This window comes from Lacibacterium aquatile (assembly GCF_042683105.1).
Taxonomy (GTDB): Bacteria; Pseudomonadota; Alphaproteobacteria; order Elsterales; family Elsteraceae; genus Lacibacterium; species Lacibacterium aquatile.
On sequence record NZ_JBHUIP010000001.1, the window covers coordinates 154034 to 178648 of the forward strand.

A 24615-nucleotide genomic window follows, 5' to 3' on the forward strand; every position below is an offset into this window, starting at 1 on the left:
TATCTCAATGCGTTGAGCTTAAATTCACCAAAATCCGCGTCAATTTTATGAACAACGCTCGTTTGAGATGCGAAAAACAAAATATGACTTTTTGAATATTTGGCCAAAAACCGCAGTTGGCACGCCGCATGCTTTTACCGCAATGCAACACGTCAACCGCCTTTGGGAGGCCCAATCATGAATAAGACTGCGTTGCTGCTCTCTGCCAGCCTTGTCGCCTTTGCATCCAGCGCCTTTGCCGCCGACACCATCAAGATCGGCGTCCTGCATTCGCTGTCCGGCACCATGGCCATTTCGGAATCGACCCTCAAAGACACCGTCCTGATGATGGTGGACGAGATCAACAAGAACGGCGGTCTTCTGGGCAAGAAGGTCGAAGCCGTTGTCGTCGATCCGGCATCCGACTGGCCGCTGTTCGCCGAAAAGGCGCGCGAGCTGCTGGAAAAGGAAAAGGTCGCGGCCGTCTTCGGTTGCTGGACCTCGGTCAGCCGCAAGTCGGTGCTGCCGGTGTTCGAGGAAAAGAACGGCCTGCTGTTCTATCCCGTGCAGTACGAGGGTGAGGAATCCTCGCGCAACGTCTTCTACACCGGTGCCGCCCCGAACCAGCAGGCGATCCCGGCCGTCGAATATCTGATGAGCAAGGACGGCGGCGATGTGAAGCGCTGGGTCCTGGCCGGGACCGACTATGTCTATCCGCGCACGACCAACAAGATCCTTGAGTCCTTCCTGAAGTCCAAGGGCGTCGCCGCCGAAGACATCATGATCAACTACACGCCGTTCGGTCATTCCGACTGGCAGACCATCGTCTCGGACATCAAGAAATTCTCCTCGGCCGGCAAGAAGACCGCCGTCGTCTCGACCATCAATGGCGATGCCAACGTTCCCTTCTACAAGGAACTTTCGAACCAGGGCATCAAGGCCGAACAGGTTCCGGTCGTCGCCTTCTCGGTCGGTGAAGAGGAACTGGCCGGTATCGACACCAAGAACCTCGTCGGTCATCTGGCGGCCTGGAACTACTTCCAGTCGGTGAAATCGCCCGAAAACGACGCCTTCATCAAGCAGTGGCACAGCTTCATCAAGAACCCGAAGCGCGTGACCAACGATCCGATGGAAGCCACCGTGATCGGCTTCAAGATGTGGGCGCAGGCCGTGGCCCAGTCCGGCAGCACCGATGTCGATGCCGTCCGTCAGGCTCTCTACGGCCAGAAGGTCAAGGCGCCGTCGGGCTTCGAAGCGGTGATGAACACCAACCACCACCTCTCCAAGCCGGTGATGATCGGTGAAATCCAGGCCAATGGTCAGTTCCAGACCGTCTGGCAGACCAAGGGTCCGATCAAGGCCGATGCCTGGTCGCCCTTCATCCCCGAGAGCGCCAAGCTCAAAGCCGACTGGACCTTCCCCTGGGTCTGCGGCAACTGCACCGAACCCCGCTTCAAACCCCTCTAGGAAGTTCGGTTCTCCCGGGGCGGCGATCACCGTCGCCCCGGATTTTCTAATGTTGTTACTGGTTGCTTAGGGGACGGCCATGCGCCTGCTCTCGCTCATATTCGGGCTGTTGATGCTGATCCAGCCCGCCTTCGCGCAAAGCGCCGACGACGCCTATCGGCAATTGGCGACCGGCGGCTTTACCGAGCGCGCGTCCGCCATCGAGACGCTGGCCGCCAGTGGCCACCCGAAGGTTCTGCCAATCCTCAAGGCCCTGTCGGACGGGAACCTCCAGGCAACCGACGCCGGAGCCCTGGTGATTGATGGCAAGGACGCCCTGACCGGCGCAGCCGTCACCGATAGTGCGGCACCGATCCCGCTCAATAACCGCGTGCGCAGCGTTCTGCGCGGCGCCATGGGCCGTCTGGCCCTGTTCGACAGCGATCCCGCCGCCCGCACGGCGGCGGTCGAAGCGATCCAGGCCAGCCCGACCCCCGACAGCATTCCCCTGCTCCGCACCGCCCTGGCCGCCGAGACAGTTCCGGCGATCAAGGAGCGGATCGAAAGCACGCTCGCCATCGTCGAACTGAACGATCCCGACCCAGCCCGCCGGATCGCTGCCGTGAAGAACCTGGGCGAGCAGGCGACCCCGCGCGCCCAAGGGCTGCTGCGTACCCGTCTGGCAGCAGAGGAAAACCCCCAGGTCAAAACGGCCATCGACACTGCACTGGCTTCCATCGATACCCGTCTGAGCTTCGTCTATTTCGGGCTGAATATCTTCCAAGGCCTGAGCCTTGGTTCGGTGCTGCTGCTGGCGGCCTGCGGTCTTGCCATCACCTTTGGCGTGATGGGGGTGATCAATATGGCCCATGGCGAGATGATCATGATCGGCGCCTATACGACCTACGTGGTCCAGCAGGTCTTCCGCACCTATCTGCCGCCCAGCTTCCTCGACTGGTATCTGCCTGTCGCAGTGCCCGCCGCCTTCCTGGTCGCAGGCGCCATCGGCATCGCCATCGAGCGCGGGATCATCCGCTTCCTTTATGGCCGCGCGCTCGAAACCCTGCTCGCGACCTGGGGCGTGAGCCTCGCGCTGCAGCAGGCGGTGCGCTCGATCTTCGGTGCGCCCAACAAGGAGGTGGCCAACCCGACCTGGATGACCGGCGGCATGGAGATCGTCGCGGGTCAGGTCGTGACCTGGAACCGCCTCGTCATCATCCTGTTCGCCGTCGCGGTCGTCGCCGGACTCGCCGCCATCATGCGGTTCTCCGCCATGGGTCTGCAGATGCGGGCCGTCACCCAGAACCGTCCGATGGCCAGCGCCATGGGCATCCGCACCGGCCGGGTCGACGCCCTGACCTTCGGGCTTGGATCGGGGATCGCCGGGATCGCCGGTGTCGCCTTGAGCCAGATCGGCAATGTCTCGCCCAACCTCGGTCAGGCCTACATCGTCGACAGCTTCATGGTCGTGGTCTTCGGCGGGGTCGGCAGCCTCTGGGGCACCATCGCGGGCGCCCTGTCCCTGGGCCTCGTCAACAAACTGCTGGAGCCGATGGCAGGCGCGATGCTGGGTAAGATCCTGGTGCTGGTCATCATCATTCTGTTCATCCAGCGCAGGCCGCGCGGGTTGTTCGCCCTCAAAGGCCGGTCGGTGGAGAGCTAAGCCATGACCTTGTCCCGCCCTCTCCTTCTCACCCTTGCGGTTCTTGCCGGGATTGCCGTGCTGGTGCCGGTCCTGAACGGTATGGGGATCATCCCGAACTATCTGATCCCGCTGTTTGGCAAATATGCCTGCTACGCCCTGCTGGCCGTCGCCCTCAATCTGGTCTGGGGTCAGTGCGGGGTGCTGTCACTGGGCCATGGCGCCTTCTTCGCGCTGGGCGGTTACGCCATGGGCATGCATCTGATGCGGAACATCGGCACGCGCGGCTCCTACGGCAACGCCAACCTGCCGGACTTCATGGTCTTCCTGAACTGGAAGGAACTGCCCTGGTACTGGTCTGGCTTCGATATCCTGCCGTTCGCCCTGCTGATGGCGCTGGTAGTGCCGGGTCTGCTGGCCTTTGTGCTGGGTGGCCTCGCCTTCCGCTCGCGCATCACCGGGGTCTATCTCTCCATCATCACCCAGGCCATGACCTATGCCCTGATGCTGGCTTTCTTCCGCAACGAGATGGGGTTCGGCGGCAATAACGGCCTGACCGACTTCAAGGATATCGCCGGGTTCGAGCTCTCGAACCCCGGCACCCGCGTCGGTTTCTTCATCCTAAGCGTCCTGGCCTTGGGCGGCGGCCTCCTGCTGACCTGGGCTCTGGGGCAATCCAAGCTGGGCCGCGTCATGGTAGCGGTGCGCGATGCCGAAAGCCGTCTGCGGTTCCTGGGATATTCCGCCACCAACGTCAAGCTCGCGGCCTTCGTGCTGTCGGCGATGCTGGCGGGTTTGGCGGGCGCGCTCTATGTCCCCCAGGTCGGCATCATCAACCCGTCCGAATTCTCACCCGCCAATTCCATCGAGATCGCGATCATGGTGGCCCTGGGCGGCCGTGGGACCCTGATCGGCCCGGTGGTCGGCGCCGTCACCCTGGCCGGCGCCAAGAGCTGGCTGACCGGCATAGCACCCGATCTCTGGCCCTTTGCCCTGGGGGCACTGTTCATCCTGGTGACGCTGCTGCTGCCCAAGGGGCTGGTCGGCCTGAAATTGCCCAAGCGTGCCGCCAAGCCGGTGGAGCCCACAGCGGTCGAGGAGAAAACCCATGCCTGATGCCGTTCTCTCCATCGCCTCCCAGGTCGCCGCCGGAACCGCGCTCTATCTGGATGGGGTATCGGTCAGCTTCGATGGCTTCCGCGCCTTGAACAATCTGGCGCTGGTGCTGGCACCGGGCGAGATGCGCTCGATCATCGGGCCGAATGGCGCGGGCAAGACGACCATGATGGACGTCATCACCGGCAAGACCCGGCCCGATACCGGCGACGTGCTGTTCGACGGCACCGTGGATCTGACCAAGCTGGACGAAGCCGCCATCGCCACCCTGGGCATCGGCCGCAAGTTCCAGAAGCCGACGGTCTTCGAAACCTTGAGCGTCTGGGACAATCTCGACCTTGCCGCCTCCGGCCCACGCGGCCTCTGGCCGACCCTGACCGCCCGCCGCACCAAGAGCCTTGCCGAGCGGATCGAGGCGGTCCTGGTGGAAGTCGGCCTGACCGACCGCCGCCATATCCTGGCGGGATCGCTCTCCCATGGCCAGAAGCAGTGGCTCGAAATCGGCATGCTGCTGATCCAGGACGGGCGCCTGCTGCTGCTGGACGAGCCGGTCGCCGGTATGACCGATAGCGAGACGGAGGCGACCGCCGCCCTGCTGCTGCGGCTGGCCGGGCATCACACCATCGTCGTCGTCGAACATGACATGACCTTCGTGCGGGCGCTGGGAGCGCGCGTCACCGTCCTGCACGAAGGCTCGGTCCTAGCCGAAGGCACGCTTGATGCCGTGCAGGCTGACCAACGTGTCGTCGAAGTCTATCTTGGGAGATAAGGCGATGCTGACCGCCGAAAACATCCAGCTCTATTACGGTGCCAGCCATATTCTGCGCGGGGTTTCCGTCTCGGCCGAACTGGGCAAGATCTCCTGCGTGCTGGGCCGCAATGGTGTCGGCAAGACCTCGCTCATGCGCGCGCTCATGGGGCTGCAGGGCATTCGCTCCGGCAAACTGGAGTTCGATGGCCAGGATATCGCGGCCATGAAACCCGCCGACCGCGCCCGCAAGGGCATCGCCCTGGTGCCGCAAGGCCGCGAGATTTTCCCCCGCCTGACGGTGCTGGAAAATCTTCAGACCGGCTATGCCGCCGTTTCCCGCGCCGACCGCTATATCCCGGACGAGATTTTCGATCTTTTCCCGGTGCTGGCCGATATGAAAAACCGTCGCGGCGGCGATCTGTCGGGCGGTCAGCAGCAGCAGCTCGCCATCGGGCGGGCGCTGGTGATGCGGCCGAAACTGCTGATCCTGGACGAGCCGACGGAAGGCATTCAGCCGTCGATCATCAAGGATATCGGACGGGTTCTACGGATGCTGGCGGATCGCGGCACCATGGCGATCCTACTGGTCGAGCAATATCTCGATTTTGCGCGCGAACTGGGCGACACGCTGGCGATCATGGAGCGCGGCCAGATCATCCTGTCCGGCAAACGCGACGAGTTCTCGGAGCAGGAATTGCGGGCGAAACTGGCGGTCTAAAAACCCTGTCATCCCGGCCTCGAGCCGGGATCCGGCCGCCCTTATGACCGGTTTCAGGCGCCCCTACCTTGCAACGACCTTCGGCCGGATCCCGGGTCATGCCCGGGATGACAGCATACGCACGGTCTAATACGTCAGAAACGCCCCATTCACCCACAGCAGCACCACGGGCGTGCCGAACAACGCGGTCAGGGCCAGCATTGCCATGATGAGTGGAATCTTCACGGCATCCAGGCGGGTGAAGCGCGTGGAGCGATAGAGATGGACTTCGCCCTCGGTGTTGCTGCTCATGGTTTTTCTCCCCTCTTTGAAGAATTAACCACTGAACCCCACACCACGGGCCAACGACAAAATTGTGTCGGAACAAGCCCTTATTCTGTCACAGAAACTTTGGATTCGATCAATTCGCAGCGCTTTGACAGCGCCTCGTTCATTTCCTCGAACCCGCGTGTCGTCGCGGCCTGCATCCCCTTGCCCATCAGGACCGACACCAGCATGCCGTTGAACTGCTCGCCATGCTCGAACCGGGTCCCGCCGGGATGGGGGAACAGGCGGAAATAATGTTCACCGTCAAAGACCCCCGGCGCGAGGAAACTACCGAGCCACCGCATTTCCTGACGCGGCACCATCGCCGTCAGACGCGGGCGGATCTTGAATGTCGGCCGCCCCGGCGCCTTCAGCCAGACCCGAATGGAGCGCCCATCGACCGCCTCTCCATCGATTCGGCGGATAAAGGGGTTCCACTCGGGATATGAAGCAAAGTCGGTGAGGACATCCCAGACCACGCGGGGTGGCGCCGGGATGTCGATCATCGTCTCGATAAAGCGGGATGGCATGGGGGACTAGCCGATCAGCAGTTTCTCCAACGCATGACCATAGGCATCCCAAACCAGCGGAATTGAGGCAATCTCGATCCGCTCGTCCGCGCCATGCACGCCCTTGCAGGTCACGCCGAACCCGCAGGTCGCCGGAATACCGAGGTCGGCGAGGTAGTTGCCGATATTCGATGGCCCGCAGACCTCCCCCGGCACAGGACGTCCGGCGGCAAGGCTCGCCCCGGCCACCAGCGCCGTTCCCAACTGGGAATCGGCAGGCAGCTTATAGGCCCCCCAGCTTTCAAGTGCGGCGATCTTGGTGGGCCGTTCGCTGGGGATTTCGGCGTCGAGCTTGGCCACGATCCCTTCGATCAGCTTCTGCGCGACCGGCGCCTGGAAGGCGGGCGTCAGGCGGAAGTCGAGATTGAGCGAGGCCGCATTCGGCACCATCGCAAATCCGCTGCCCCCTTCCACCCCTGTCACCGTCAGCTTGGGCGGCAGCGGGAACGGCGCCCCTTCGGGCGGCGGCGGCGGCGTCACCGCGTCGATGGCCTGGATCAGACGGGCCAGCTTCACTGTGGCATTCTTCGGCACCGGCGAAACCGCGCCAGAATGCTGGGCGGTGCCATAAACCTCGATCTTCGCCCGCCAGAAGCCGCGCGCCCCGATATTGACGATGTCATTCTCGGGATAGCCGACCATGACGCCGCCGATATCCCGGCGTTCCTTGATGAAACGCTTGATACCGCCAAAGCGGCCGGTGTGCTCGTCCGCGTCGAACAGCACGATCAGTTTGCCATGCCAGCTGTCTTTCGATTTCGCCAGCTCGGCCGCCAGATGACAGAAGCTGGCGACCGCGATCTTGCTGTCGGCCGACCCGCGTCCCCACAGCCAGCCATCCTTCACCACCCCGGCGAAGGGATCGAGGCTCCAGGCCCCGCGATCACCGGCAGGCGCCGTATCGATGCAGGCATTCAGAACCCAAGTCGGTCCCGGCTTGCCGCCTTCGATCTCGGCCATCAAAGCGACCGGCTGACCATTCTCGTCATCCAGCAGGCGGGGTGCGAGGCCAAGGGCGCCCAGCGCCCTCGCCCCCACTTCCAGCACCGCGACCGGCGTATCGATGCCACCTTGGCTGGGCGCGCGGATCAGATCGCTCGCCAGCCCCAGCACGGCATCAAGCGGCAGCGGCGCCCTCACTGAACCGACACCTGCCAGAGGGGCAGGATACCGTCGGCGCGCTGTACGACGCTGACGCTGCTCTTGTAGGCCCAACTGGTATATTGGCGATAAAGCGGGATATGGCCGATGTCGGTCGAGTGGATCTTCAACCCTTCCGAGATCATGGCATTGCGCTTAGCCGTGTCGGTTTCGACCTCCACCGCCTTCATCAGCTCGGTCACCTTCGGATTGCTGTAACCACCGAAGTTGAAGAAGCCCGCGCCGCCCTCTGCCGGCGACATGATCGGCTTGAGCACGTCCAGCGCGTCGTTGTTCCCCGGCGTCCAGCCCAGTAGATAAAAGCTGGTTTCCTTCTTGAACAGCTTGCCCAGGAACGGGCCGACCGGCTGGCTGCGCAGCTGAACCGTCACGCCGATGCGCGACAGCATGCTGGCAACCGCCTGACAGACCTGTTCGTCATTCACCCAGCGGTCGTTCGGGCAATCCATCCCGACCGTGAAGCCGTCCGCATAACCCGCATCCGTCATCAGCTTCTTGGCCGCCGCCACATCGACGGGCAAGCGTGGCTCCAGGCTGGCGTCATAGCCGACGATGCCAGGACCGATCATGGAATTGGTCGGCTGGATCGCCCCGCCCATCAGGCGGCTCTTCAAGGCCTCCACGTCGATGGCCTGATAAAAGGCCTGACGGACCTTGATATCCTTGAAGGGATTCTTGCCCTTGACGCTGCTTTCCAGCAGCTCGTCCCGCGCCTGATCCATGCCGAGGAACATGGTACGCAGTTCGGGCGCTTGGCTGACGGTGAAACCAGCTGTCGATTTCAGCCGCGCGATATCCTGCAGCGGCACCGGATCGACAAAATCGATCTCGCCACCCAGCAGTGCCGCAAGCCGCGTGCTCGCGGCCTTGATCGGCTTATAGTCGATCTTTTCAGGCAGCGGCTTGGCAGGCTTGTCCCACCAGTCGGCATTGCGGGCAAGGCCGGTCGACACATCCGGCGCGCGCTCCACCAGCTTATAGGGACCGGTCCCCATCGCTTGCGTGTGGGCAGGCACCAGCTTGTTGGCGCGCAGATTGGTCGGGGTCGCAGATCCGTTCGCTTCCGCCCACTTCTTGCTCATGATCAGCACAAAAGCGAGATCGTTGAGGATGGTGGCCGAGGGGCGCGACAGCTTCAGATCCACCGTCTTGGCATCCACCGCCACGGCATCGGTCACCAGCGCCAGCGTCGGGATCATGGCCGAGCCTTCGGCTTTGCCGCGCAGGATGGTGAAAGCGACGTCTTCGGCGGTAAAGGGCGTGCCGTCATGGAACTTCACACCGTCGCGCAGGGTGAAGCGCCAGGTGGTCGGATCGGGCTGTTCCCATTTGGTCGCCAGCGCCGGTTCCAGCTTCAGATCGCTGTTGTAGCGGATCAGCGGCTCATAAATCGCATGCAGGAAACCGAGGGTGAAAATCTCGAACCGGCCCGCCGGATCCATCGACGCGACGTCGGCCGACCCAGCGAACTTGAAACTGGTCTGCGCTACTGCCGGTGCGCTTCCAATGAACAGCGCCGCACCGGTCATAAGTGCAACCGTAAACCCCTTACCAAACGTGCGCTTTTTCATTGCCTGCCCCCATGCTTTATGCGTGCTTAAACGATACAGTAAGCTTAGCGGACGGACTGAGGAGGAGCAAGGTGATGGCGACGCGCGGCACGTTGAAAATCGATCCGGTTTTTCTGGGGCCGGTCGCCCTGAAACTGGCAGGCGACTGCCCGACCTACGCCCGCAGCCATGTGATGTGCCGGGGCCATGAGATCATCCTCGACGAACCGCCCGAGCGTGATGGCACCGACCAGGGTGCCGCCCCGACCGAAACCTTCGTCGCGGCCCTGATCGGCGTGACCAATATCATCCTGCGCCGCCTGGGACGCCGCGACGGCCTCGCCATCCATCATGTGGAAGTGACCGCCGACGCCACCCTCGACCGCCGGGGCGTCTGGCTGGCGCAAGCCCTGCCGAACGCCTGGCCGGAGGTGCGTCAGACAGTTCGGATCAGAACCGATGCGAGTGATGAGCAACTGGCGCTGTGGCAGGAAGACCTGCCTCGCTTCTCCCCGCTGCATAGCCTGCTGCTAACGGCGGGGACGAAGCTGGAGATCGATTGGATTAGGGTGTAGCATCACCTAAACTCGTCGTCCCGGGACTTGATCCCGGGATCTCCGGTGGCCGGGCTCCGGCCAATTTCTCGACGCGGTTTGTCTACACAAGATCCCGGATCTAGTCCGGGATGACAGCCCTTGCTTGATGCGGCCTCGGAGGAGATCCCGGGATCAAGTCCCGGGATGACGACCTTCATTACCCCAACGCCTGCCCCATCACCTCGAACAGCCGCTCGACATCACCCTCAGTGGTCCAGACATGGGGCGTCACCCGCATGGCCTTGCCGCGCACGCTGACATAGACCTTGGCCGCTGCCAGCTTGGCGGGAAGGTCGGCCGGAACCTCGCCAGGGAAGCGCAGGCCTAAGTAATGCGGCGCCCGGCGATGGCGCGGCACGCTTTTGAGGCCGAAGCGCTCCTCCATCCGGGCCGCGATGGCATCGTTGCGGGCGCCAAAAGTAGCGCTGAGATTATCCGCGCCCCAGCCCAGCATCAGTTCAAGCGCGGCAATCGCTGGCGGGGTCAGGGCGAAGTTGCTGCGTCCCCCCGCATCGAACCGGCGCGCGCCCGGCTGATAGTCTTCGCGATAATTGACGAGGCCGGAGAAATCTTCCGAATAGCGGCGGCCAAGCCAGGTTTCCTCCAGCGGTTCGGCCTCCTGCCAGCGTTTGGCGACATAGAGATAGCCATAGCTATAGGGCCCCAGCAGCCATTTATAGCCACCGACCGCGACGAAATCCGGCTGGATCTGCTGCACATCGAACGGCAGCACGCCCATCGATTGGGTGGCATCGATGCAGAGCGCGGCACCGACCTTGCGGCAAGCCTCGCCCACCGCCACCAGATCGACCAGCCCACCGTCGGTCCAATGGCAATGGGGGACCGCGAGAATGGCCGTCTGTGCATCGATGGCACTCAGCAGCACGGACGTCCAGTCGTCATCGGCGGGCCGGGGCAGTGAGACACACTCGGCGCCCTTGCGACGCGCGAGGTCCTGCCAGGGATAGACATTGGAGGGAAATTGCTCGATGAGCGTCAGGATGCGCTGACCGCTTTTGATCGGCAGCACTTTGGCTGCCACCGCCATGCCGTAGGAGACGGCAGGCACCAGCGCGATATCGTCCGCCCCGGCATTGATCATCCGGGCAAAGAGACTGCGGGCCTTTTCTGAATCCGTGAAGAAGTCGGCGGGCGTGATCTGCCAGGGCATTGCCTTGCGCTGGGAGGCGCGATTGCCAGCCTCCACCACCGGGCGGGGCGAAGCGCCCATATAGGCGCTATTGAGGTAGGCGATATCCTCCGGGATATCGAAAAGCTGTCGCTGGCTAGGGATCAGGGTGGTCATCGGGGGCTCCACAGAACATGTGGACCCGGAAAATAATCGCAGCCCCTGCTGCCTGGAACAGACAAAAATGTATTGGGACAAGAAAGAACCGGCGCCCTCACATCAAGTCGAAGGCGCCGGTTGGGTTGGCGAACACAAGAAGGGGGTAGGCTTCTAGTGGCCGCCGCCTCCCCCGGCCCGCGCCTGCGGCTTGCGGACCATCAGCACCACCGGCACCAGCGCGGCGCACAGGATCGTCAACGCCATGAAGGCATCGCCGAAGCTCATGACATAGGCCTCGGCCCGGACCATTGCCGTCAGTTGCTTCAGCGCCATCGCCTGCGGATCGACCCCGCCCGCGAACTTCTGCGCCAGGGAATTCAGCCACTGCTGGGCCGCCGCGCTGCTGGCATCCACCTGTTCGTGCAGGCGGGCGAGATGTAGATCAAAGCGGCTGTTCATGATCGTATTGATCGAGGCTAGCCCCACCGCGCCGCCCAAATTGCGCATCAGGTTATAAAGCCCGGAGGCATTCTTGAGCTGTTCGGGCGGCAGCATGCCAAGGGCGAGGTTCGACACCGGGATCATGCAGATCATCAGCGACACGCCGCGGAAGATCTGCGGCCACAGCAGTTCGTAGAAGTCCCAATCCTTGGTGACGCCGCTGGCGATATAGGTGCCGATGGCGAACCCGACGAAGCCGATTGCCAGCATGTAGCGGGGATCGACCTTGGTCGACAGGCGCCCGGCGATCGGGGCGGTCAGGAACATGCAGAGGCCCGACAGGAACATCGTCTCGCCGATCATCAACGACGAGTAATGCCGCACCCGCCCCAGGTAGAGCGGATACATATAGGTCAGGCCATAGAGTCCGATGCCCATCACGAAGGAGAACAGGCAGCCCATCGCGAAATTCGGGTTCTTGAAGGCACTCAAGTCGACAATCGGCTGCTTGGCCGTGAACATGCGGGTAAAGAAGGCAATGCCACCGCCGACGGCGATCACGGTGAAAATCGTCACCATGTCTTCGTCGAACCAATCCTTCAGCGGCCCCTCTTCCAGCACATATTCGGCGCCGCCCAGGAACATCGCCATGAACAGCAGGCCCCACCAGTCGAAGTTTTCCAGCAGCTTCAGGTTGGGCTTGTCGAAATCGATCAGGCTGAAGGTGGTCAGGGCGACGATGATGCCGGGGATGATGTTGATGAAAAACAGCCAGTGCCAGGACATCAGCTCGGTCAAATAGCCGCCGATGGTCGGCCCGATGGTCGGCGCCAAGGTGGCCACAAGGCCGATCAGCGGCGTGACGGTCGAGCGTTTGGAGGGCGGGAAGATCGAGAAGCTGGCGGCAAAGACCGACGGGATCATGCCGCCGCCGATGAAGCCCTGGAGCGCGCGGAAAAGGATCATCTCCTCGATGGAGGTCGACAGGCCACAGGCGACGCTCATCAACGTGAAGCCAGCCGCCGAGACCGCGAAGACCCAGCGCGTTGAAAAAACCCGGCCCAGGAACCCGGACAGCGGGATCATCACCACTTCGGCGATGAGGTAACTCGTCTGAACCCAGGCGATTTCCTCGGATGAGGCCGACAGACCCGCCTGGATTTCCGCCAGGGAGGCAGAGACGATCTGGATATCCAGGATCGCCATGAACATGCCGACGACCATCGCGAAAAAGGCGATGACGCGACGGGTCGGCACCGGGGCATCCAGGGGGCGCCCCGTCGGCATTGTGGCTGCTTGTGCCATGATGAAGGACCTTAGTGCTGGGCCAACTGAGCCAGGGCAGCTGGGTTGCCCGCATCGCGCTTGTCGATCTCGATCACCACCGACAGACCGGCGCGCAGGGAAGCCAGGGTTTCGGCATCATGCGGTAGGGCGATACGGACCGGCACACGCTGCACGATCTTGGTGAAATTGCCCGTGGCATTTTCCGGTGGCAGCAGGCTGAAGGTCGCACCCGAGGCCGGGGCGACACTCTCCACACGGCCGATGATGTCATGGTCGGGCAGCGCATCCACATGGACCCGCACTTCCTGACCGACGCGCACATCGCGGACCTGGGTTTCCTTGAGGTTGGCTTCCACATGCAGGCTCTGGGTCGCGACCAGCGCCGCGATCCGGCCACCGGCATTCACAAAGCCGCCCAGTTCCACACCGCGATTGCCGACAATGCCGTCGACCGGCGCCCGGATCTCGGTGAAGCCGATATCGCGGTCGGCCTTAGCGACATCCGTCGACATCTGTTCGAGCTGGCGGATCGCCTCCAGCTTCTGGGCATCCAGCACCCCGATGGCCGCTTCCGCCGACACCAGCGCCGCCTGGGCCGATCGCAGAGTTGCCGTTGCGCGGTCGCGATCCGACAGGGCGGTATCGGCGCGCTGCTGCGAAATGGTGCCCTGCTTGGCAAGTTGGAAATAGCGCTGATAATCGGCCGAGGTGCGGCGGGTTTCCGCCATGGCCGACGAGATCTGCGCCTGCGCCTGGGCGATGGTCGCCTGCTGCACAGCCTTTTGCGATTCCAGCCGATCGACAGTCGCCTGCTGGGTCGCGATCTTGCCCAGTACCGCCTCGCGCGCCAGCTTATAGTCGCCATTGTCGATCCGGGCGAGCAGCGTCCCGGCCTTCACGAAGGCATTCTCCCCCACCGGAAGTTCGGTCACATAGCCCGAAACCTTGGCCGCGATCTGGGTTATGTCGGCGCGCACATAGGCATCGTCGGTCGACAGCATGAAGCGCCCATGGCTCCACCAGTTCCAGCCCAGGGTGCCACCGACACCCAGGCCCGCCAGCAGCAGAATCGGCAGGACGATCTTGCGCTTCTTGGGCGGCGCGGAAGTTGCTGCGGGGCTTTGAGGCTTGGGTTCGCCGGTGACAGGCTGACGCAGGGTCTGAGTCTCGCTCATGACAGATCTTTCTCTAGCACGAAGCGACGTCTAGGCACTCTGTCGGGTTCTGGGCAGAGGGGATGGGCGTCGTCAGGACAGTAAATTTACTAAACCGTTCGGTTTCATATTTGACATATACCCGTTTTCAGGTAAGGTCAAGATGACTAAACCGTTCGGTAAATTTTTTCTGGTGCGCTGCGGCATGAACGACACGAAGTTCTTCGATCATCCTGAGCTGCCGGTCTGCCTTGGAGCAGCGCCGAGCAAGCGGGAAACTGCGCAGGCAGCTAAACGCACCAAGATCCTGGATGCCGCCTGGAAAGTGTTCAAACGCCTGGGCTATGACGGCGCCAGCATGAACGACATCGCCGATGCCGCGAAGGTTTCCAAACCCACGCTCTACGTCTATTTTGAGAGCAAGGAAGGCCTGTTCGCCGCGATGGTGGACGAGTTGAAGATGCGCCAGGCCGAACGCATTCTGCCCCCCGACCCCAGTCATCCCGATATCGATGAAACCTTGCGGACCTTCGCGCGCAGCATTCTGCGCAAGCTGGTCAATCCCGAACATATCTCGCTGATCCGCCTCGTCTTCAGCGCGGCCGAGAAGTTCCCGGAGATCGGCCTGATGGTGTTTCAGAGCGGTCTTGGGCGCGGCATCGAGTTCATGACGGCCTATTTCGACGCTGAAGTCACCAACGGGCGCCTGAAGATCGAGGACACCGAGATGGCGGCCTATCAGTTCTTCGAACTGGTCCAGGCCCGCAATCTGCGCCGCCTGATGCTTGGCATCGACAGCAAGGTTTCCGAAGAGACCCTGCACGCCTATGCCGATGGCGCCGTCCGGGTTTTCCTCGCCGCCTACCGGGCTTAATCCTCGAAGCGGTCGCTTTCCTCGCGGTCATGGAAATAGCGATGCTTTAAGGGGAAACGCGGCAGCCAGGATTCCCGGCGCACGATCCAGCCCTCATAGGTCGGCACGAACTGATCGGCCGCATCCAGCGACCCCAGATTCACCTCGACCTCATCACCCGAGCGGGCAAAAACCGACGAGCCGCAGCGCGGGCAGAAATGGCGCCCCTCATAATCGCGGGTTTCGCCGTCAATCGTCACCGCCTCTTCGGGGAAAATCGCCGAGGCATTGAACAGCGCCCCATGGTGCTTGCGGCAATCGAGGCAGTGGCACATCCCCACCCGGTAGGGCCGCCCTGTCGCGACAAGCCGGACGTTCCCGCATTGGCAACCGCCTGTAACCTTTTCCATCGCGCCTCTCCTTCAGCCTATCTAAAGCGGACAGGCCCTCTAGTTCCCGCCAAGCCGCTGATAGAGGAAGTCCGCCACCGCCCGCACGCCCGGCAATTGGTGACGCTTCTGCGGCATCAGCAAACTGGTCGTGACCCCTCCCACCTGCCACTCCGGCAGAACCTGGACCAGCCGCCCCTGCTGGAGATGGGCGCGGCAAATGCTTTTGGGCAGGCAAGTAATCCCCAGCCCCCCTGCCGCTGCCTCCATCAGAACCCGCGACTCATCCGCCACCATCCTGACCTGCGGTGTCACCGTGGTTTCACCGAGCTGCCCCGACAGGCGCCATTGCGTATTGGCCGGGGCCGTCAGAATGCCATCATGCTCTGCCAGCTGCCCCGGTTCCGTCGGCGTCCCGCGTGCCACCAGATAGTCCGGCGATGCCACCAGCCAGATGGGATCAGTCCCCAGTACCCGTTGCAGCAGCGACGAATCGGGTAGTGGCGCGAAATGGGCGCGCAGGGCGATATCGAAGCCTTCCTGCACCAGGTCGACAAAACGGTCTGTCGCATGGACCTCCAGGCGCAGCCGGGGATAGGCGCGGGCCAGATCCGGCAGATGATCGGCCAGATAATATTGCGTGGTCGGCACCGACGCCGTCAGCCGGACAGTCCCGCTGGGTTCAGCCAGACGCGAGCGAACGGCAGCCTCCGCACTTTCCGCCTCGATCAGAGCCGCGCGGGCATGGTCATAGAAATCGCGGCCCACGTCGGTCAGCACGAAGCTGCGCGAACTCCGCTCGATCAATCGCGCGCCGAGGCTCGCCTCCAGTTCCGCCACCCGCTTCGACAGGGTGGACTTCGGCAGCCGCAACAGGCGCCCGGCAGCGGCAAACCCGCCCTGCTCCACCGCGCGGACAAAATACTGCAGGTCGTTCAGATTCAGCATCGCTCAATGTCCATATATGTGGACGATAAGTCGTAAAATCGGCGACTACCGGACCAAAGTCCATGATTTTAAATATTCCTCAACACGACGGCATCCCGCTGTCGTCCACAGGAGATCACTCATGGATCCGATCCTTTTCTACGGCGTGCCGGAAGGCTGTTCCTTTGGCACCATCGTCGCCCTCGAATGGTCGGGCATTCCCTACCGCCTCAGCCGCATCGGCATGCCCGAGGAAGTGTCGGGCGAGGTTTACCGCGCAATCAATCCGGTCGGCGAGACGCCCACGCTTTTGACGGCACGCGGCGACCTGCTGAACGAGAGCATGGCAATCCTCAATCACATCAACGGCTTGAGCGTCGCGGATGGGCGGGGATTTGCGCAAGGGACGGCGGAGTTCGACCGGCAGAACGCCATGCTGGCCTATCTCAACACCAGCTTCTTCAACGCCTTTGCCCCGCTTTGGTATGCGTTCGAACATACCACCGAAGGTAGCGTCGAGAAGAAGATCCTGACCGCCTATGGCAAAGGCAAGGTCGCCAAGACCCACGCGATGCTGGAAAAGATGCTCGGCGATAACGAGTGGCTTTTGGGCAAGCAACGCTCGCAGGCGGATGCCTATTTCATCGGGATCGCCCGCTGGGCCGATTTCCATCAGGCCATCGACCGCCGCGACTATCCGGGACTGGATCGCCTGCGGACCAAGCTGGAAGCCGACCCCGCCGTCCGCTTCGCTCAGGCCATCGAGCATGAAGAAGCAGCGACGAGTGTCGGTCAGTTCAAGGGGCACGTCAGCCTTGCGGAGATCCTGGCAAGCCGACAGGCGGCCTAGGCTCTGACGAAGTCAGGCCCCTTGTAGGTGCGGATGGGATTGCCGCGTTCGAGGTCGGCGTGATTGCGCCAACGCTCGGTCGCGGCATCCTGCCGTGTCTGTGCCTCCCGTTCACTGAGCAGGGCCCAGAGCCGGGCGGTTGCCAGCGCACGGTTGCGATGCTGCGACCTCTCCTCCTGTGCCAGCACACTCACGCCGCTGGGCCGGTGGGTCAGACGCACGGCGGAGTTGGTCTTGTTGACATGCTGACCGCCCGGACCCGAGGCGCGACAGGCTTCAAACACCAGATCCTCCGTCCGCATCGCCTGGGCGGGCGGCGGCGGAGCGAGCCGGGTTACGCCCACGAACCAGTTCTTGCGCCGGTGGCTCGGCCGCAAAGCACTGGGGCATATCCACAGCACGCTCCCCTCCCAGGAATGCGCAAAAGCGTCCACCTGTTCCCCGTCCAGGCTGACGAGGGCGGAGAGCAGACCATGCGGACCACCCTCCTCCTCCAGCATAGTGACGGCAATATCGGCAGCCTTGGCCTCCCTCTCCATCGCCCGCAGCAGGCCAACGACCGCCACCTCACACTCGCCCGGACCGCGCCCGGCCGTAAAAAGCAGCCATGTCATCGCGACTGCTCCTTCAGCTTGCGGTGTTCCCGACGATTGCGATGCTCGGCGGCCTTTTCCCGGCCGCTCGACTGCTGGCTGGACGCCTTGAAGGTGACCAGCGGGCGGAAGGCCGCGACGATGGTCAATAATCCGGCATCCGCCAGATCCCCGACCACCTGATCGACGTCCTTGTAAGCCTCCGGTGCCTCCTCCCACAGGAGTTGCTCGCTGCCGCAGACGATCCGGCCGCCATAGGCGTTGCGGTCCAGATCCTCGCGGCGATAGAGGTTGCGGAGTTTGCCCTTGGCTTCATGGCGCGCCATCTTGCGACCGGCACCATGGGCGAGCGACCAGAGTGCCTCCTCCCGCTCGCGAACGGGATCGACGAGGTAGCTCAAGGCCCCGCGCGATCCGGGGATCACCACCAGTCCCTTGTCCGACGGCGCCGCCCCCTTGCGATGCAGCCAGCAGCCACAGGACGCTGTCACGCCATTGTGACAGACATCCAGCAGACGGCGCCCCTTGGCCCCGATGGCGGTCAGCACACGATGCGCCACCAGATCGCGATTGGCCTCCGCCCACCGCACCGCCTGATCATGGGCAGTAAGATAGGCAGACGCGGCCTCGCTTCCCTCAGCAACGCCCCCAGCGCCATGAGCCGTCAGATGGCGGCGCAGAATTGCCTCCCCCAACCCGCGCGAGCCGGTATGAACCAGCACGCAGAGGCTATCGGCATCGAGGCCACTGGCGGCGAAACGCCCGGCATCCTCAATGCTGTGCACCGCCTGGATCTCGGCAAAATGATTGCCGAAACCAGGGGTGCCCAGGCTGTCGTCGAACTCGCCGCTCGGCAGATCACGTTCTGCCAACCAAGCGGCGATATCCCCCTCCCAAGGGGTATCAAGCCCCTCCAGGCGCGCGGCCAGCTTATCGGGCCGAGCCTTTTTGACCGGCAGATCGCTCTGCCATAGCGACATGCCGCAGCCGATATCGCTGCCCACCAGCGCGGGATAGAACAGCCCCTCCGACAGGAACGCCGCCCCCACCGGATTGCCCTTGCCGGGATGGAGGTCCGGCATGCCGACCGTCTGCCGCATGCCGGGCAGGGTTGCGGTCTGATCCAATTGGCGCAAAGCCTCGCCCTCGATCCAGGTCGACGGCGACGCCACCACGCGGACACCCGGTCCCCGCTCAACAATAATGGGATTGCCCATTTCTTCTTTAATTCCAAGGCAGAAAAATACGATCGAAGCAGCCAGCAGGCTTGCTTCGTCATAATCCGACCGCGCTTGTGCCTAACGGCAGAAGGGCGTCAGTTGCCTTCCGAAAAACGGGAGGCGGCAGTGATCGCAATGCAGCGCATCGGTGCCTCCTGGCAAAGAGAAATGGTGGCCGTGTGATACACAACTTGCGATGGTCTGACAAGTCGCTGAAAATTTCACGGCCTCCGCGAACCCTTTTTCGAAATCGCCGCCTCTTCCTTTCTGCGGGGCTTGTCCCGCTTTCTGGAGGAAGAAGCATGTCTTTTGTGAAGAGCGCCTTTTATGCAAAGAATCTCCCCGGTTGGGAGCGGCTGCTGCGGGTTCTGCTGGGGGGCGCCGCTATCCTGGGCGCTCCGCTGCTGGCTCCTGCGCCCTGGGGCTGGGTCATCGCGGCGGGCGCCTTTGGAATGCTGCTGTCCGGCCTGATCGGTTTCTGCCCGGCCTGCGCTTTGGTCGGCCGACGCCTCGACAGGAGTAAATAACCATGGCCCTGGCCGCAGACGATCCCCTGCTGCTGGCCGCCCACGGCGGCGACCGCGACGCGCTTGACGCGTTGTTGCGTGTCGCCCGCCCGGACATCCGGCGCTATGCCCTGCGCCATTGCCTGATCAGCGATGTCGATGACGCTGTGCAGGAGGCAATGCTGGTGCTGGCCCGCAAACTGACCTTTGTGCGCTCGCTCGCCGCCTTCTCCGGCTGGCTGTTCAAGGTCGTGCAGCGCGAATGTCGCCGCCTGGGGCGCAAGGCGCTGAACTATGATCCCTTCGATGAAGCGGCGGTTGACCGCTGGGCAGACAGGCAGACCGCCGATAGCCTGCGCCTGGAACTCGCCGCCGCCCTGCAGTCGCTGCCCGCCCATTATCGGGATGTCATCCTGTTACGCGACTTCGAGGAACTGTCGATCGCCGAAATTGCCGTCCGCCTGGGGGAAACTCCAGCAAGCGTCAAAAGCCGCCTGCACCGGGCCCGGACCATGGCGCGGGAATATCTGCTGGCTTAGAGAGGCCATTCCCATGCTAAGCTTGTCAAAAGCTGAGCGTTTCCGAGGGTACCTTGTCGAGTTTCTTCATTCTGTTCACCGGCGTCGTCGAAGAAGACAGCCCCTTACGCTCCGGCGATGATTTCTCCCCGCAGTCCATCGACCAGCTTGGCCCCGACCTCGCCGACGATCTCCGCCGTTGGGAAGAACTCTACAAGGCCTGCGACAAGCTGGTGATGACCGGCAAGGACCGCGATTTCGGGTACGAGCAGACCTCTAGCGTCGAAAGCGATCTTTCCGCGATGGGGCGGGAGCTTGGCAGCGCCATCGAACGCAAGACCGGCAAGCTGACCTACTATTACCTGACCATCGCGCTCGACGATCCGAAAGCCGCCGACGGCAACCGCCCCTGCCCGTCCTGCGGGCGCCAGTGGCGCCTGCCCCATCGCTTTTTCCGCCTGATCGACTTCAAGTGTGACCCCTGCCGCCTGCTATCGACCAAACCCGCCAGCCTCGCGAGCTTGTTGCAGGGTATCGAGTAACGAGCGAGAAAACCGCGAGCTCATGCCCCTGATATTCCAGACGTTCATCACCCGCGCCGACATTCAGGCCAACCCCGATAAGCTTTATATTTTCGGGGATAATGAACAGCGAAAAGGCATGGGCGGTCAGGCGATTGAGTTTCGGGGCGAACCTAACGCAGTCGGGATTGCCACCAAGATCGAGCCGCGCCTGAAGGAAACTTCCTTCTGGTCAGATGATGATTACGACCGTTGCATCGCTATCGTCGATGCGGATTTCGATCCGGTATTTGCCCACGCCCGAAACGGCGGCACAATCATCTGTCCCGAGGCGGGCCTTGGTACCGGCTTGGCGCAGTTATCCGAACGGGCGCCGCGGATTCTGGCCCATCTGCAAAAGCGGCTGAAAGAATTGGCCGCGCTCTAAGCCCTGACCGCCTGCGCCACTTCGACCGCCGCCGTCTTGAGGCGCGGTAGGAACTTCGCCATCACCTGATCGACCGAAGTCCGCCCGGATTGGGTCGAGACATTGATGGCGGCTACCACGGCGCCCCGGCGATTGCGCACCGGTACCGCCAGCGACAGCAGGCCGTGCTCAAGCTCCTGATCGCACAGCGCAAATCCCTCGGCCCGCACCTTTTCCAATCGCGCTTCGAGATCGGCCTTGCGGGTCAGGGTGCGCGGGGTATAGCCCGCCAGGGTCACGCCCCGCAGGTAACGCGCCAGATGGGCAGGCTCCAGCCCTGCCAGCAGCACCTGCCCCATGGAGGTTGCATGGGCGGGCAGCCGGGTGCCGACCCGCAGTCCGATGGACAGGATGCGATGGCGCGAGGCAGCACGGGCAATATAGACGATCTCCGCCTCCTCCAGCACCGCCGCCGAGCAGCTTTCATCCAGATCGCGCGACACGGCATCCAGCGACGGCTGCACCGCCTCCCAGACATCGAGCGACGAGAGATAGGCGTACCCAAGCTCCAGCACCGCCGGGGTCAGCTCGAAATGTTTGCCGTCGCTGCGCGCCAGCCCGAGTTCGCTGAGCGTGATCAGGAACCGGCGGGCGGTGGCCCGCGTCAGGCCGGTGCGGTCGGCCACATCGGACAATGTCTGCCGACGATGATCGGCGCCAAAGCTGCGGATGACCGACAGGCCCCGCGCGAAAGAGGCGACGAAATCACCGGTTTCCTTCTTGGTCATGCGGCCTCCCAGGGCGATCATTTTGGTCCGGGTTCTGTGCGGGATCCGAACAAACGATCACTATGCGAACTCGCGGATTGACGCAAGAGGCTGCTTGGCGAAGATCGGAGGAAAGCGATATCGGGTTCACGATATCGGAAAAAACACCTTTGGGGAGGTTGCCGGAATGGCGCGTTTCCTCGCTTTGTCCGAGGCGATCAGCACGCTTGTGCGCGATGGCGATACGGTGGCGATGGAGGGTTTCACCCATCTGATTCCCTTCGCCGCTGGGCATGAGATCATCCGCCAGGGTCGCCGCGACCTGACCCTCATCCGCATGACGCCGGATCTGATCTACGATCAGATGATCGGCATGGGCTGCGCGAAAAAGGCCGTCTTCTCCTGGGGCGGCAATCCCGGTGTCGGCTCGCTGCATCGGCTGCGCGAGGCCATCCAGGCCTCTTGGCCCTGCCCGCTGGCGATCGAGGAACATAGCCACGCCGCCATGGCCAATGCCTATGAAGCCGGTGCCGCCGGTCTGCCGATGGCCGTCTTCCGGGGCTATCGCGGGGCCGAACTGCCGCGCGTCAATCCGAATATCCGCGAGGTCACCTGCCCCTTCACCGGCGAAGTTCTGTCCGCCGTTCCCGCCCATCGGCCCGATGTCGGCATCGTCCATGCCCAGCGCGCGGACCGCGAGGGCAATGTGCTGATCGAAGGGATCGTGGGCGTGCAGAAGGAAGTCGTGCTGGCCTCCAAACGCAGCCTCGTGACGGTCGAGGAAGTGGTGGATGACTTGCAGGCAGGCAGCCCCAATTCGGTGATCCTGCCGCACTGGACCATCGGCACCATCAGCCTGGTGCCGGGGGGAGCCTATCCCTCCTATGCCCACGGCTACTACGGGCGCGACAATGGCTTCTACAAGACCTGGGATGCCATCGCCCGCGACCGCGGCAGCTTCCTCGCCTGGATGAAAGAAAACGTCCTCGACAAAGGACCGGAAGCCTTCGCGATCCATGCGAAGAAGGCGGCCTAAACCATGGATATGAATTACACACCGACAGAAATGATGACCGTGGTGGCCGCCCGTGCCCTGCGCAACGAGGATGTGGTTTTTGTCGGTATCGGCATGCCCAGCGCCGCCTGCAATCTCGCCCGCCTGACCCATGCCCCCGGCCTGACGCTGATCTATGAAAGCGGCACCATCGCGACCCAGCCGGACGTGCTGCCGCTGTCCATCGGCGACCCCGAACTCTGCCAGACCGCGCTCTCGACCGTGTCGGTGCCGGAGATGTTCCGCTATTGGCTCCAGGGCGGGCGTATCTCCGTCGGCTTCTTAGGGGGCGCGCAGCTCGATAGGTTCGCCAATATCAATACGACCGTCATCGGCCCCTATGACGCGCCCAAGACCCGGCTGCCGGGCGGTGGCGGCGCGCCGGAGATCGCGACCCAATGCGGCGAGATCTTCATCATCATGGCGCAGAGCCCGCGTGCCTTCGTGGATAAGGTCGATTTCGTCACCTCGCTTGGCTTTGGCGAGGGCGGCGACCATCGCCAGCGCTTAGGGGTCACCACCAAGGGTCCAAGCCGGGTTTTCACCGATCTTGCGATCCTGGAACCGGCCCCTGAAACGAACGAACTGACGGTCGTAAGCTTGCATCCGGGTGTCACTCGCGCTCAGGTTAGTGAAGCAACCGGCTGGCCCATCCGCTTTGCGGACAATGTGGCCGAAACGCCGGTACCGACACATCAGGAGTTGGACGTTTTGCGCGCCTTGCATGCCCGGACCAAAGCCGCTCATTCCGGATCTTCCGGGGCTGGAGCGGCCGCATGAGCGAAGTCTTCATCTGCGACTATGCCCGCACCCCCATCGGCCGTTACGGCGGCAGTCTGGCGAGCGTGCGGCCGGACGATCTGGCTGCCATCGCCCTGAAGGCTCTGGTCACCCGCAATACTGGACTGGATCCGGCAGAGATCGAGGAGATTATCTTCGGCTGCGCCAATCAGGCGGGCGAAGATAACCGCAATGTCGCCCGTATGGCGGGCCTGCTGGCGGGCATTCCCCAGGACGTTCCGGGCACCACGATGAACCGCCTGTGCGGATCGGGCATGGATGCCGTCGGCACCGCCGCCCGCGCGATCCGGTCGGGCGAGATGGCGCTGGCGCTGGCGGGCGGTGTCGAAAGCATGACCCGTGCACCGCTGGTCATGGGCAAGGCGGAAACCGCCTTTGCCCGCACTGCCGATATTCATGACACCACCATCGGCTGGCGTTTTATCAATCCGGCGATGAAGGCGGCCTATGGCACTGATTCCATGCCGGAAACCGGCGAGAATGTCGCCGACGACTTCAAGATCAGCCGCGAAGATCAGGATGCCTTCGCCCTGCGCAGCCAGCAAAAGGCGGGCAAGGCTATCGAGGCCGGTTATTTCGCGGGCGAGATCGTCCCTGTCACCATCGCATCGCGCAAGGGCGAGACGGTCGTCAATGCCGACGAACATCCCCGGCCTGACACCACGCTCGACGGGCTGGCCAAGCTGAAACCCATCGTGCGGGCGGGAGGCACCATCACCGCAGGCAATGCGGCCGGTATCAATGACGGCGCCGCAGCCCTGATCCTGGCGTCCGAGGCCGCCGCCAAGGCCCATGGCCTGACGCCCCGCGCTCGCGTGCTGGGCCTCGCCACCGCCGGTGTGGCGCCGCGCATCATGGGGATCGGTCCTGTTCCTGCGACGCAGAAGCTGCTGGCGCGCCTGGGCCTTAAGATCAGTGATTTCGATCTGATCGAGCTGAACGAAGCCTTTGCCTCTCAAGGACTTGCGAGCCTGCGTCAACTCGGGCTCGCCGATGATGCCCCCCAGGTCAATCCCCATGGCGGCGCCATCTCGCTGGGTCACCCGCTGGGCATGACGGGCGCGCGGATTGTCGGCACCGCCATGCGGGGCCTGGAAGTCACCGGCGGGCGCCGCGCGCTTGCCACCATGTGTATCGGTGTTGGGCAGGGGATCGCCCTGGCCCTCGAACGGGTTTGATAAACTGCGGCCACCCGGCAGCAAGACC

Annotated in this window: 27 protein-coding genes; 15 read left to right on the plus strand and 12 right to left on the minus strand. The window is 63.2% G+C overall.

The window, feature by feature from the left end; translation table 11 throughout:
* Nucleotides 1-177 precede the first annotated feature (177 nt).
* The 5 genes from urtA (at nucleotide 178) to urtE (ending at nucleotide 5652) form a co-directional block, all read left to right on the plus strand.
* A complete protein-coding gene (gene urtA / locus ACFSM5_RS00775) occupies nucleotides 178-1446 on the plus strand; it encodes an urea ABC transporter substrate-binding protein (RefSeq protein ID WP_379874103.1) in 1269 nt (422 codons plus the stop codon).
* A 79-nt stretch (nucleotides 1447-1525) separates the two neighbouring features.
* Nucleotides 1526-3088, plus strand: a complete 1563-nt coding sequence (urtB, locus tag ACFSM5_RS00780; RefSeq protein ID WP_379874105.1) for an urea ABC transporter permease subunit UrtB — start codon at nucleotides 1526-1528, stop codon at nucleotides 3086-3088.
* A gap of 3 nt (nucleotides 3089-3091) precedes the next feature.
* The gene (gene urtC, locus ACFSM5_RS00785) at nucleotides 3092-4183 is read left to right on the plus strand and encodes an urea ABC transporter permease subunit UrtC (protein ID WP_379874107.1); all 1092 of its coding nucleotides are present in this window, start codon (nucleotides 3092-3094) and stop codon (nucleotides 4181-4183) included.
* The gene (urtD, locus tag ACFSM5_RS00790; protein ID WP_379874109.1) at nucleotides 4176-4952 is read left to right on the plus strand and encodes an urea ABC transporter ATP-binding protein UrtD; all 777 of its coding nucleotides are present in this window, start codon (nucleotides 4176-4178) and stop codon (nucleotides 4950-4952) included. Before urtC ends, urtD begins: the two co-directional genes overlap by 8 nt.
* 4 nt (nucleotides 4953-4956) lie before the next feature.
* Nucleotides 4957-5652 carry an urea ABC transporter ATP-binding subunit UrtE gene (urtE, locus tag ACFSM5_RS00795; protein WP_379874111.1) on the plus strand — a complete coding sequence of 232 codons (696 nt, stop codon included), beginning with the start codon at nucleotides 4957-4959 and terminating at the stop codon, nucleotides 5650-5652.
* Nucleotides 5653-5778: 126 nt separating this feature from the next.
* Here the strand turns inward: urtE and ACFSM5_RS00800 are convergent, their stop codons facing one another.
* From ACFSM5_RS00800 to ACFSM5_RS00815, 4 genes are all read right to left on the minus strand, one after another.
* Nucleotides 5779-5943 (minus strand): hypothetical protein, encoded by a 165-nt coding sequence (locus tag ACFSM5_RS00800; RefSeq protein WP_379874113.1) that lies wholly within the window; start codon nucleotides 5941-5943, stop codon nucleotides 5779-5781.
* 80 nt (nucleotides 5944-6023) lie between these two features.
* Nucleotides 6024-6488, minus strand: coding sequence for an SRPBCC family protein (locus tag ACFSM5_RS00805; RefSeq protein ID WP_379874116.1), 465 nt, complete (start codon nucleotides 6486-6488; stop codon nucleotides 6024-6026).
* 6 nt (nucleotides 6489-6494) lie between these two features.
* Nucleotides 6495-7667, minus strand: a complete 1173-nt coding sequence (locus tag ACFSM5_RS00810; RefSeq protein WP_379874119.1) for a M20 family metallopeptidase — start codon at nucleotides 7665-7667, stop codon at nucleotides 6495-6497.
* Nucleotides 7664-9259 (minus strand): ABC transporter substrate-binding protein, encoded by a 1596-nt coding sequence (locus ACFSM5_RS00815; protein ID WP_379874122.1) that lies wholly within the window; start codon nucleotides 9257-9259, stop codon nucleotides 7664-7666. Before ACFSM5_RS00815 ends, ACFSM5_RS00810 begins: the two co-directional genes overlap by 4 nt.
* A gap of 74 nt (nucleotides 9260-9333) precedes the next feature.
* Between ACFSM5_RS00815 and ACFSM5_RS00820 the strand changes: the two genes are divergently transcribed.
* Nucleotides 9334-9813, plus strand: coding sequence for an OsmC family protein (locus ACFSM5_RS00820; RefSeq protein ID WP_379874125.1), 480 nt, complete (start codon nucleotides 9334-9336; stop codon nucleotides 9811-9813).
* 178 nt (nucleotides 9814-9991) lie between these two features.
* Here the strand turns inward: ACFSM5_RS00820 and ACFSM5_RS00825 are convergent, their stop codons facing one another.
* The 3 genes from ACFSM5_RS00825 to ACFSM5_RS00835 all read right to left on the minus strand — a co-directional run bounded on the left by ACFSM5_RS00825 (nucleotide 9992) and on the right by ACFSM5_RS00835 (nucleotide 14025).
* On the minus strand, nucleotides 9992-11140 hold the full coding sequence (locus tag ACFSM5_RS00825) for an aminotransferase class V-fold PLP-dependent enzyme (protein ID WP_379874128.1): 1149 nt from the start codon (nucleotides 11138-11140) through the stop codon (nucleotides 9992-9994).
* Between the two features lie 153 nt (nucleotides 11141-11293).
* Nucleotides 11294-12868 (minus strand): DHA2 family efflux MFS transporter permease subunit, encoded by a 1575-nt coding sequence (locus ACFSM5_RS00830; RefSeq protein ID WP_379874131.1) that lies wholly within the window; start codon nucleotides 12866-12868, stop codon nucleotides 11294-11296.
* An 11-nt stretch (nucleotides 12869-12879) separates the two neighbouring features.
* A complete protein-coding gene (locus ACFSM5_RS00835) occupies nucleotides 12880-14025 on the minus strand; it encodes an HlyD family secretion protein (protein ID WP_379874134.1) in 1146 nt (381 codons plus the stop codon).
* Nucleotides 14026-14167: 142 nt separating this feature from the next.
* Between ACFSM5_RS00835 and ACFSM5_RS00840 the strand changes: the two genes are divergently transcribed.
* On the plus strand, nucleotides 14168-14878 hold the full coding sequence (locus tag ACFSM5_RS00840) for a TetR/AcrR family transcriptional regulator (RefSeq protein WP_379874136.1): 711 nt from the start codon (nucleotides 14168-14170) through the stop codon (nucleotides 14876-14878).
* Here the strand turns inward: ACFSM5_RS00840 and ACFSM5_RS00845 are convergent.
* Nucleotides 14875-15267 carry a GFA family protein gene (locus ACFSM5_RS00845; protein WP_379874138.1) on the minus strand — a complete coding sequence of 131 codons (393 nt, stop codon included), beginning with the start codon at nucleotides 15265-15267 and terminating at the stop codon, nucleotides 14875-14877. The two genes, ACFSM5_RS00840 and ACFSM5_RS00845, sit on opposite strands and share 4 nt — an antisense overlap.
* A gap of 39 nt (nucleotides 15268-15306) precedes the next feature.
* Nucleotides 15307-16194 (minus strand): LysR substrate-binding domain-containing protein, encoded by an 888-nt coding sequence (locus ACFSM5_RS00850; RefSeq protein ID WP_379874140.1) that lies wholly within the window; start codon nucleotides 16192-16194, stop codon nucleotides 15307-15309.
* A 121-nt stretch (nucleotides 16195-16315) separates the two neighbouring features.
* On the opposite strand from ACFSM5_RS00850, the gene ACFSM5_RS00855 reads away from it, so the two are divergent.
* The gene (locus ACFSM5_RS00855) at nucleotides 16316-17023 is read left to right on the plus strand and encodes a glutathione S-transferase family protein (RefSeq protein ID WP_379874143.1); all 708 of its coding nucleotides are present in this window, start codon (nucleotides 16316-16318) and stop codon (nucleotides 17021-17023) included.
* Here ACFSM5_RS00855 and prfH read toward each other — a convergent pair.
* Both prfH and ACFSM5_RS00865 read right to left on the minus strand, forming a co-directional pair.
* Nucleotides 17020-17637 carry a peptide chain release factor H gene (gene prfH / locus ACFSM5_RS00860; RefSeq protein ID WP_379874146.1) on the minus strand — a complete coding sequence of 206 codons (618 nt, stop codon included), beginning with the start codon at nucleotides 17635-17637 and terminating at the stop codon, nucleotides 17020-17022. The two genes, ACFSM5_RS00855 and prfH, sit on opposite strands and share 4 nt — an antisense overlap.
* Nucleotides 17634-18833 (minus strand): RNA ligase RtcB family protein, encoded by a 1200-nt coding sequence (locus ACFSM5_RS00865; RefSeq protein ID WP_379874149.1) that lies wholly within the window; start codon nucleotides 18831-18833, stop codon nucleotides 17634-17636. The genes prfH and ACFSM5_RS00865 overlap by 4 nt, the downstream gene beginning before the upstream one ends.
* Nucleotides 18834-19138: 305 nt before the next feature.
* Between ACFSM5_RS00865 and ACFSM5_RS00870 the strand changes: the two genes are divergently transcribed.
* From ACFSM5_RS00870 to ACFSM5_RS00885, 4 genes are read left to right on the plus strand one after another with little or no spacing between them, the layout of a single operon-like run.
* Nucleotides 19139-19363 carry a YgaP family membrane protein gene (locus tag ACFSM5_RS00870; RefSeq protein ID WP_379874152.1) on the plus strand — a complete coding sequence of 75 codons (225 nt, stop codon included), beginning with the start codon at nucleotides 19139-19141 and terminating at the stop codon, nucleotides 19361-19363.
* Between the two features lie 2 nt (nucleotides 19364-19365).
* Entirely contained in the window at nucleotides 19366-19881 is a 516-nt protein-coding gene (locus tag ACFSM5_RS00875; RefSeq protein ID WP_379874155.1) for an RNA polymerase sigma factor, read from the plus strand.
* Nucleotides 19882-19934: 53 nt separating this feature from the next.
* Nucleotides 19935-20402 (plus strand): DUF2310 family Zn-ribbon-containing protein, encoded by a 468-nt coding sequence (locus ACFSM5_RS00880; protein WP_379874158.1) that lies wholly within the window; start codon nucleotides 19935-19937, stop codon nucleotides 20400-20402.
* A 22-nt stretch (nucleotides 20403-20424) separates the two neighbouring features.
* A complete protein-coding gene (locus ACFSM5_RS00885; protein WP_379874161.1) occupies nucleotides 20425-20808 on the plus strand; it encodes a DUF7831 domain-containing protein in 384 nt (127 codons plus the stop codon).
* On the opposite strand, the gene ACFSM5_RS00890 is transcribed toward ACFSM5_RS00885, so the two are convergent.
* Nucleotides 20805-21575: an IclR family transcriptional regulator domain-containing protein gene (locus ACFSM5_RS00890; protein WP_379874164.1), complete on the minus strand. Its 771-nt coding sequence runs from the start codon at nucleotides 21573-21575 to the stop codon at nucleotides 20805-20807. The two genes, ACFSM5_RS00885 and ACFSM5_RS00890, sit on opposite strands and share 4 nt — an antisense overlap.
* A gap of 166 nt (nucleotides 21576-21741) precedes the next feature.
* On the opposite strand from ACFSM5_RS00890, the gene ACFSM5_RS00895 reads away from it, so the two are divergent.
* The 3 genes from ACFSM5_RS00895 to pcaF are packed head-to-tail and all read left to right on the plus strand — an operon-like array spanning nucleotide 21742 to nucleotide 24587.
* Nucleotides 21742-22590: a CoA transferase subunit A gene (locus ACFSM5_RS00895; protein ID WP_379874167.1), complete on the plus strand. Its 849-nt coding sequence runs from the start codon at nucleotides 21742-21744 to the stop codon at nucleotides 22588-22590.
* Nucleotides 22591-22593: 3 nt separating this feature from the next.
* Nucleotides 22594-23388 (plus strand): CoA-transferase subunit beta, encoded by a 795-nt coding sequence (locus tag ACFSM5_RS00900; protein ID WP_465261222.1) that lies wholly within the window; start codon nucleotides 22594-22596, stop codon nucleotides 23386-23388.
* On the plus strand, nucleotides 23385-24587 hold the full coding sequence (gene pcaF, locus ACFSM5_RS00905) for a 3-oxoadipyl-CoA thiolase (RefSeq protein WP_379874170.1): 1203 nt from the start codon (nucleotides 23385-23387) through the stop codon (nucleotides 24585-24587). The genes ACFSM5_RS00900 and pcaF overlap by 4 nt, the downstream gene beginning before the upstream one ends.
* The last annotated feature ends 28 nt before the right edge of the window (nucleotides 24588-24615 follow it).

Coding starts and splice junctions, on each gene's coding strand:
- ACFSM5_RS00830 (WP_379874131.1), bottom strand. CDS start 12,868: ATGGCACAAGCAGCCACAATGCCGACGGGGCGCCCCCTGGATGCCCCG.
- urtB (WP_379874105.1), top strand. CDS start 1,526: ATGCGCCTGCTCTCGCTCATATTCGGGCTGTTGATGCTGATCCAGCCC.
- ACFSM5_RS00855 (WP_379874143.1), top strand. CDS start 16,316: ATGGATCCGATCCTTTTCTACGGCGTGCCGGAAGGCTGTTCCTTTGGC.
- prfH (WP_379874146.1), bottom strand. CDS start 17,637: ATGACATGGCTGCTTTTTACGGCCGGGCGCGGTCCGGGCGAGTGTGAG.
- ACFSM5_RS00870 (WP_379874152.1), top strand. CDS start 19,139: ATGTCTTTTGTGAAGAGCGCCTTTTATGCAAAGAATCTCCCCGGTTGG.
- ACFSM5_RS00820 (WP_379874125.1), top strand. CDS start 9,334: ATGGCGACGCGCGGCACGTTGAAAATCGATCCGGTTTTTCTGGGGCCG.
- ACFSM5_RS00850 (WP_379874140.1), bottom strand. CDS start 16,194: ATGCTGAATCTGAACGACCTGCAGTATTTTGTCCGCGCGGTGGAGCAG.
- ACFSM5_RS00825 (WP_379874128.1), bottom strand. CDS start 11,140: ATGACCACCCTGATCCCTAGCCAGCGACAGCTTTTCGATATCCCGGAG.
- urtA (WP_379874103.1), top strand. CDS start 178: ATGAATAAGACTGCGTTGCTGCTCTCTGCCAGCCTTGTCGCCTTTGCA.
- urtD (WP_379874109.1), top strand. CDS start 4,176: ATGCCTGATGCCGTTCTCTCCATCGCCTCCCAGGTCGCCGCCGGAACC.
- ACFSM5_RS00895 (WP_379874167.1), top strand. CDS start 21,742: ATGGCGCGTTTCCTCGCTTTGTCCGAGGCGATCAGCACGCTTGTGCGC.
- ACFSM5_RS00835 (WP_379874134.1), bottom strand. CDS start 14,025: ATGAGCGAGACTCAGACCCTGCGTCAGCCTGTCACCGGCGAACCCAAG.
- urtC (WP_379874107.1), top strand. CDS start 3,092: ATGACCTTGTCCCGCCCTCTCCTTCTCACCCTTGCGGTTCTTGCCGGG.
- ACFSM5_RS00840 (WP_379874136.1), top strand. CDS start 14,168: ATGACTAAACCGTTCGGTAAATTTTTTCTGGTGCGCTGCGGCATGAAC.
- ACFSM5_RS00890 (WP_379874164.1), bottom strand. CDS start 21,575: ATGACCAAGAAGGAAACCGGTGATTTCGTCGCCTCTTTCGCGCGGGGC.
- ACFSM5_RS00845 (WP_379874138.1), bottom strand. CDS start 15,267: ATGGAAAAGGTTACAGGCGGTTGCCAATGCGGGAACGTCCGGCTTGTC.
- ACFSM5_RS00805 (WP_379874116.1), bottom strand. CDS start 6,488: ATGCCATCCCGCTTTATCGAGACGATGATCGACATCCCGGCGCCACCC.
- urtE (WP_379874111.1), top strand. CDS start 4,957: ATGCTGACCGCCGAAAACATCCAGCTCTATTACGGTGCCAGCCATATT.
- ACFSM5_RS00875 (WP_379874155.1), top strand. CDS start 19,366: ATGGCCCTGGCCGCAGACGATCCCCTGCTGCTGGCCGCCCACGGCGGC.
- pcaF (WP_379874170.1), top strand. CDS start 23,385: ATGAGCGAAGTCTTCATCTGCGACTATGCCCGCACCCCCATCGGCCGT.
- ACFSM5_RS00885 (WP_379874161.1), top strand. CDS start 20,425: ATGCCCCTGATATTCCAGACGTTCATCACCCGCGCCGACATTCAGGCC.
- ACFSM5_RS00865 (WP_379874149.1), bottom strand. CDS start 18,833: ATGGGCAATCCCATTATTGTTGAGCGGGGACCGGGTGTCCGCGTGGTG.
- ACFSM5_RS00800 (WP_379874113.1), bottom strand. CDS start 5,943: ATGAGCAGCAACACCGAGGGCGAAGTCCATCTCTATCGCTCCACGCGC.
- ACFSM5_RS00900 (WP_465261222.1), top strand. CDS start 22,594: ATGGATATGAATTACACACCGACAGAAATGATGACCGTGGTGGCCGCC.
- ACFSM5_RS00815 (WP_379874122.1), bottom strand. CDS start 9,259: ATGAAAAAGCGCACGTTTGGTAAGGGGTTTACGGTTGCACTTATGACC.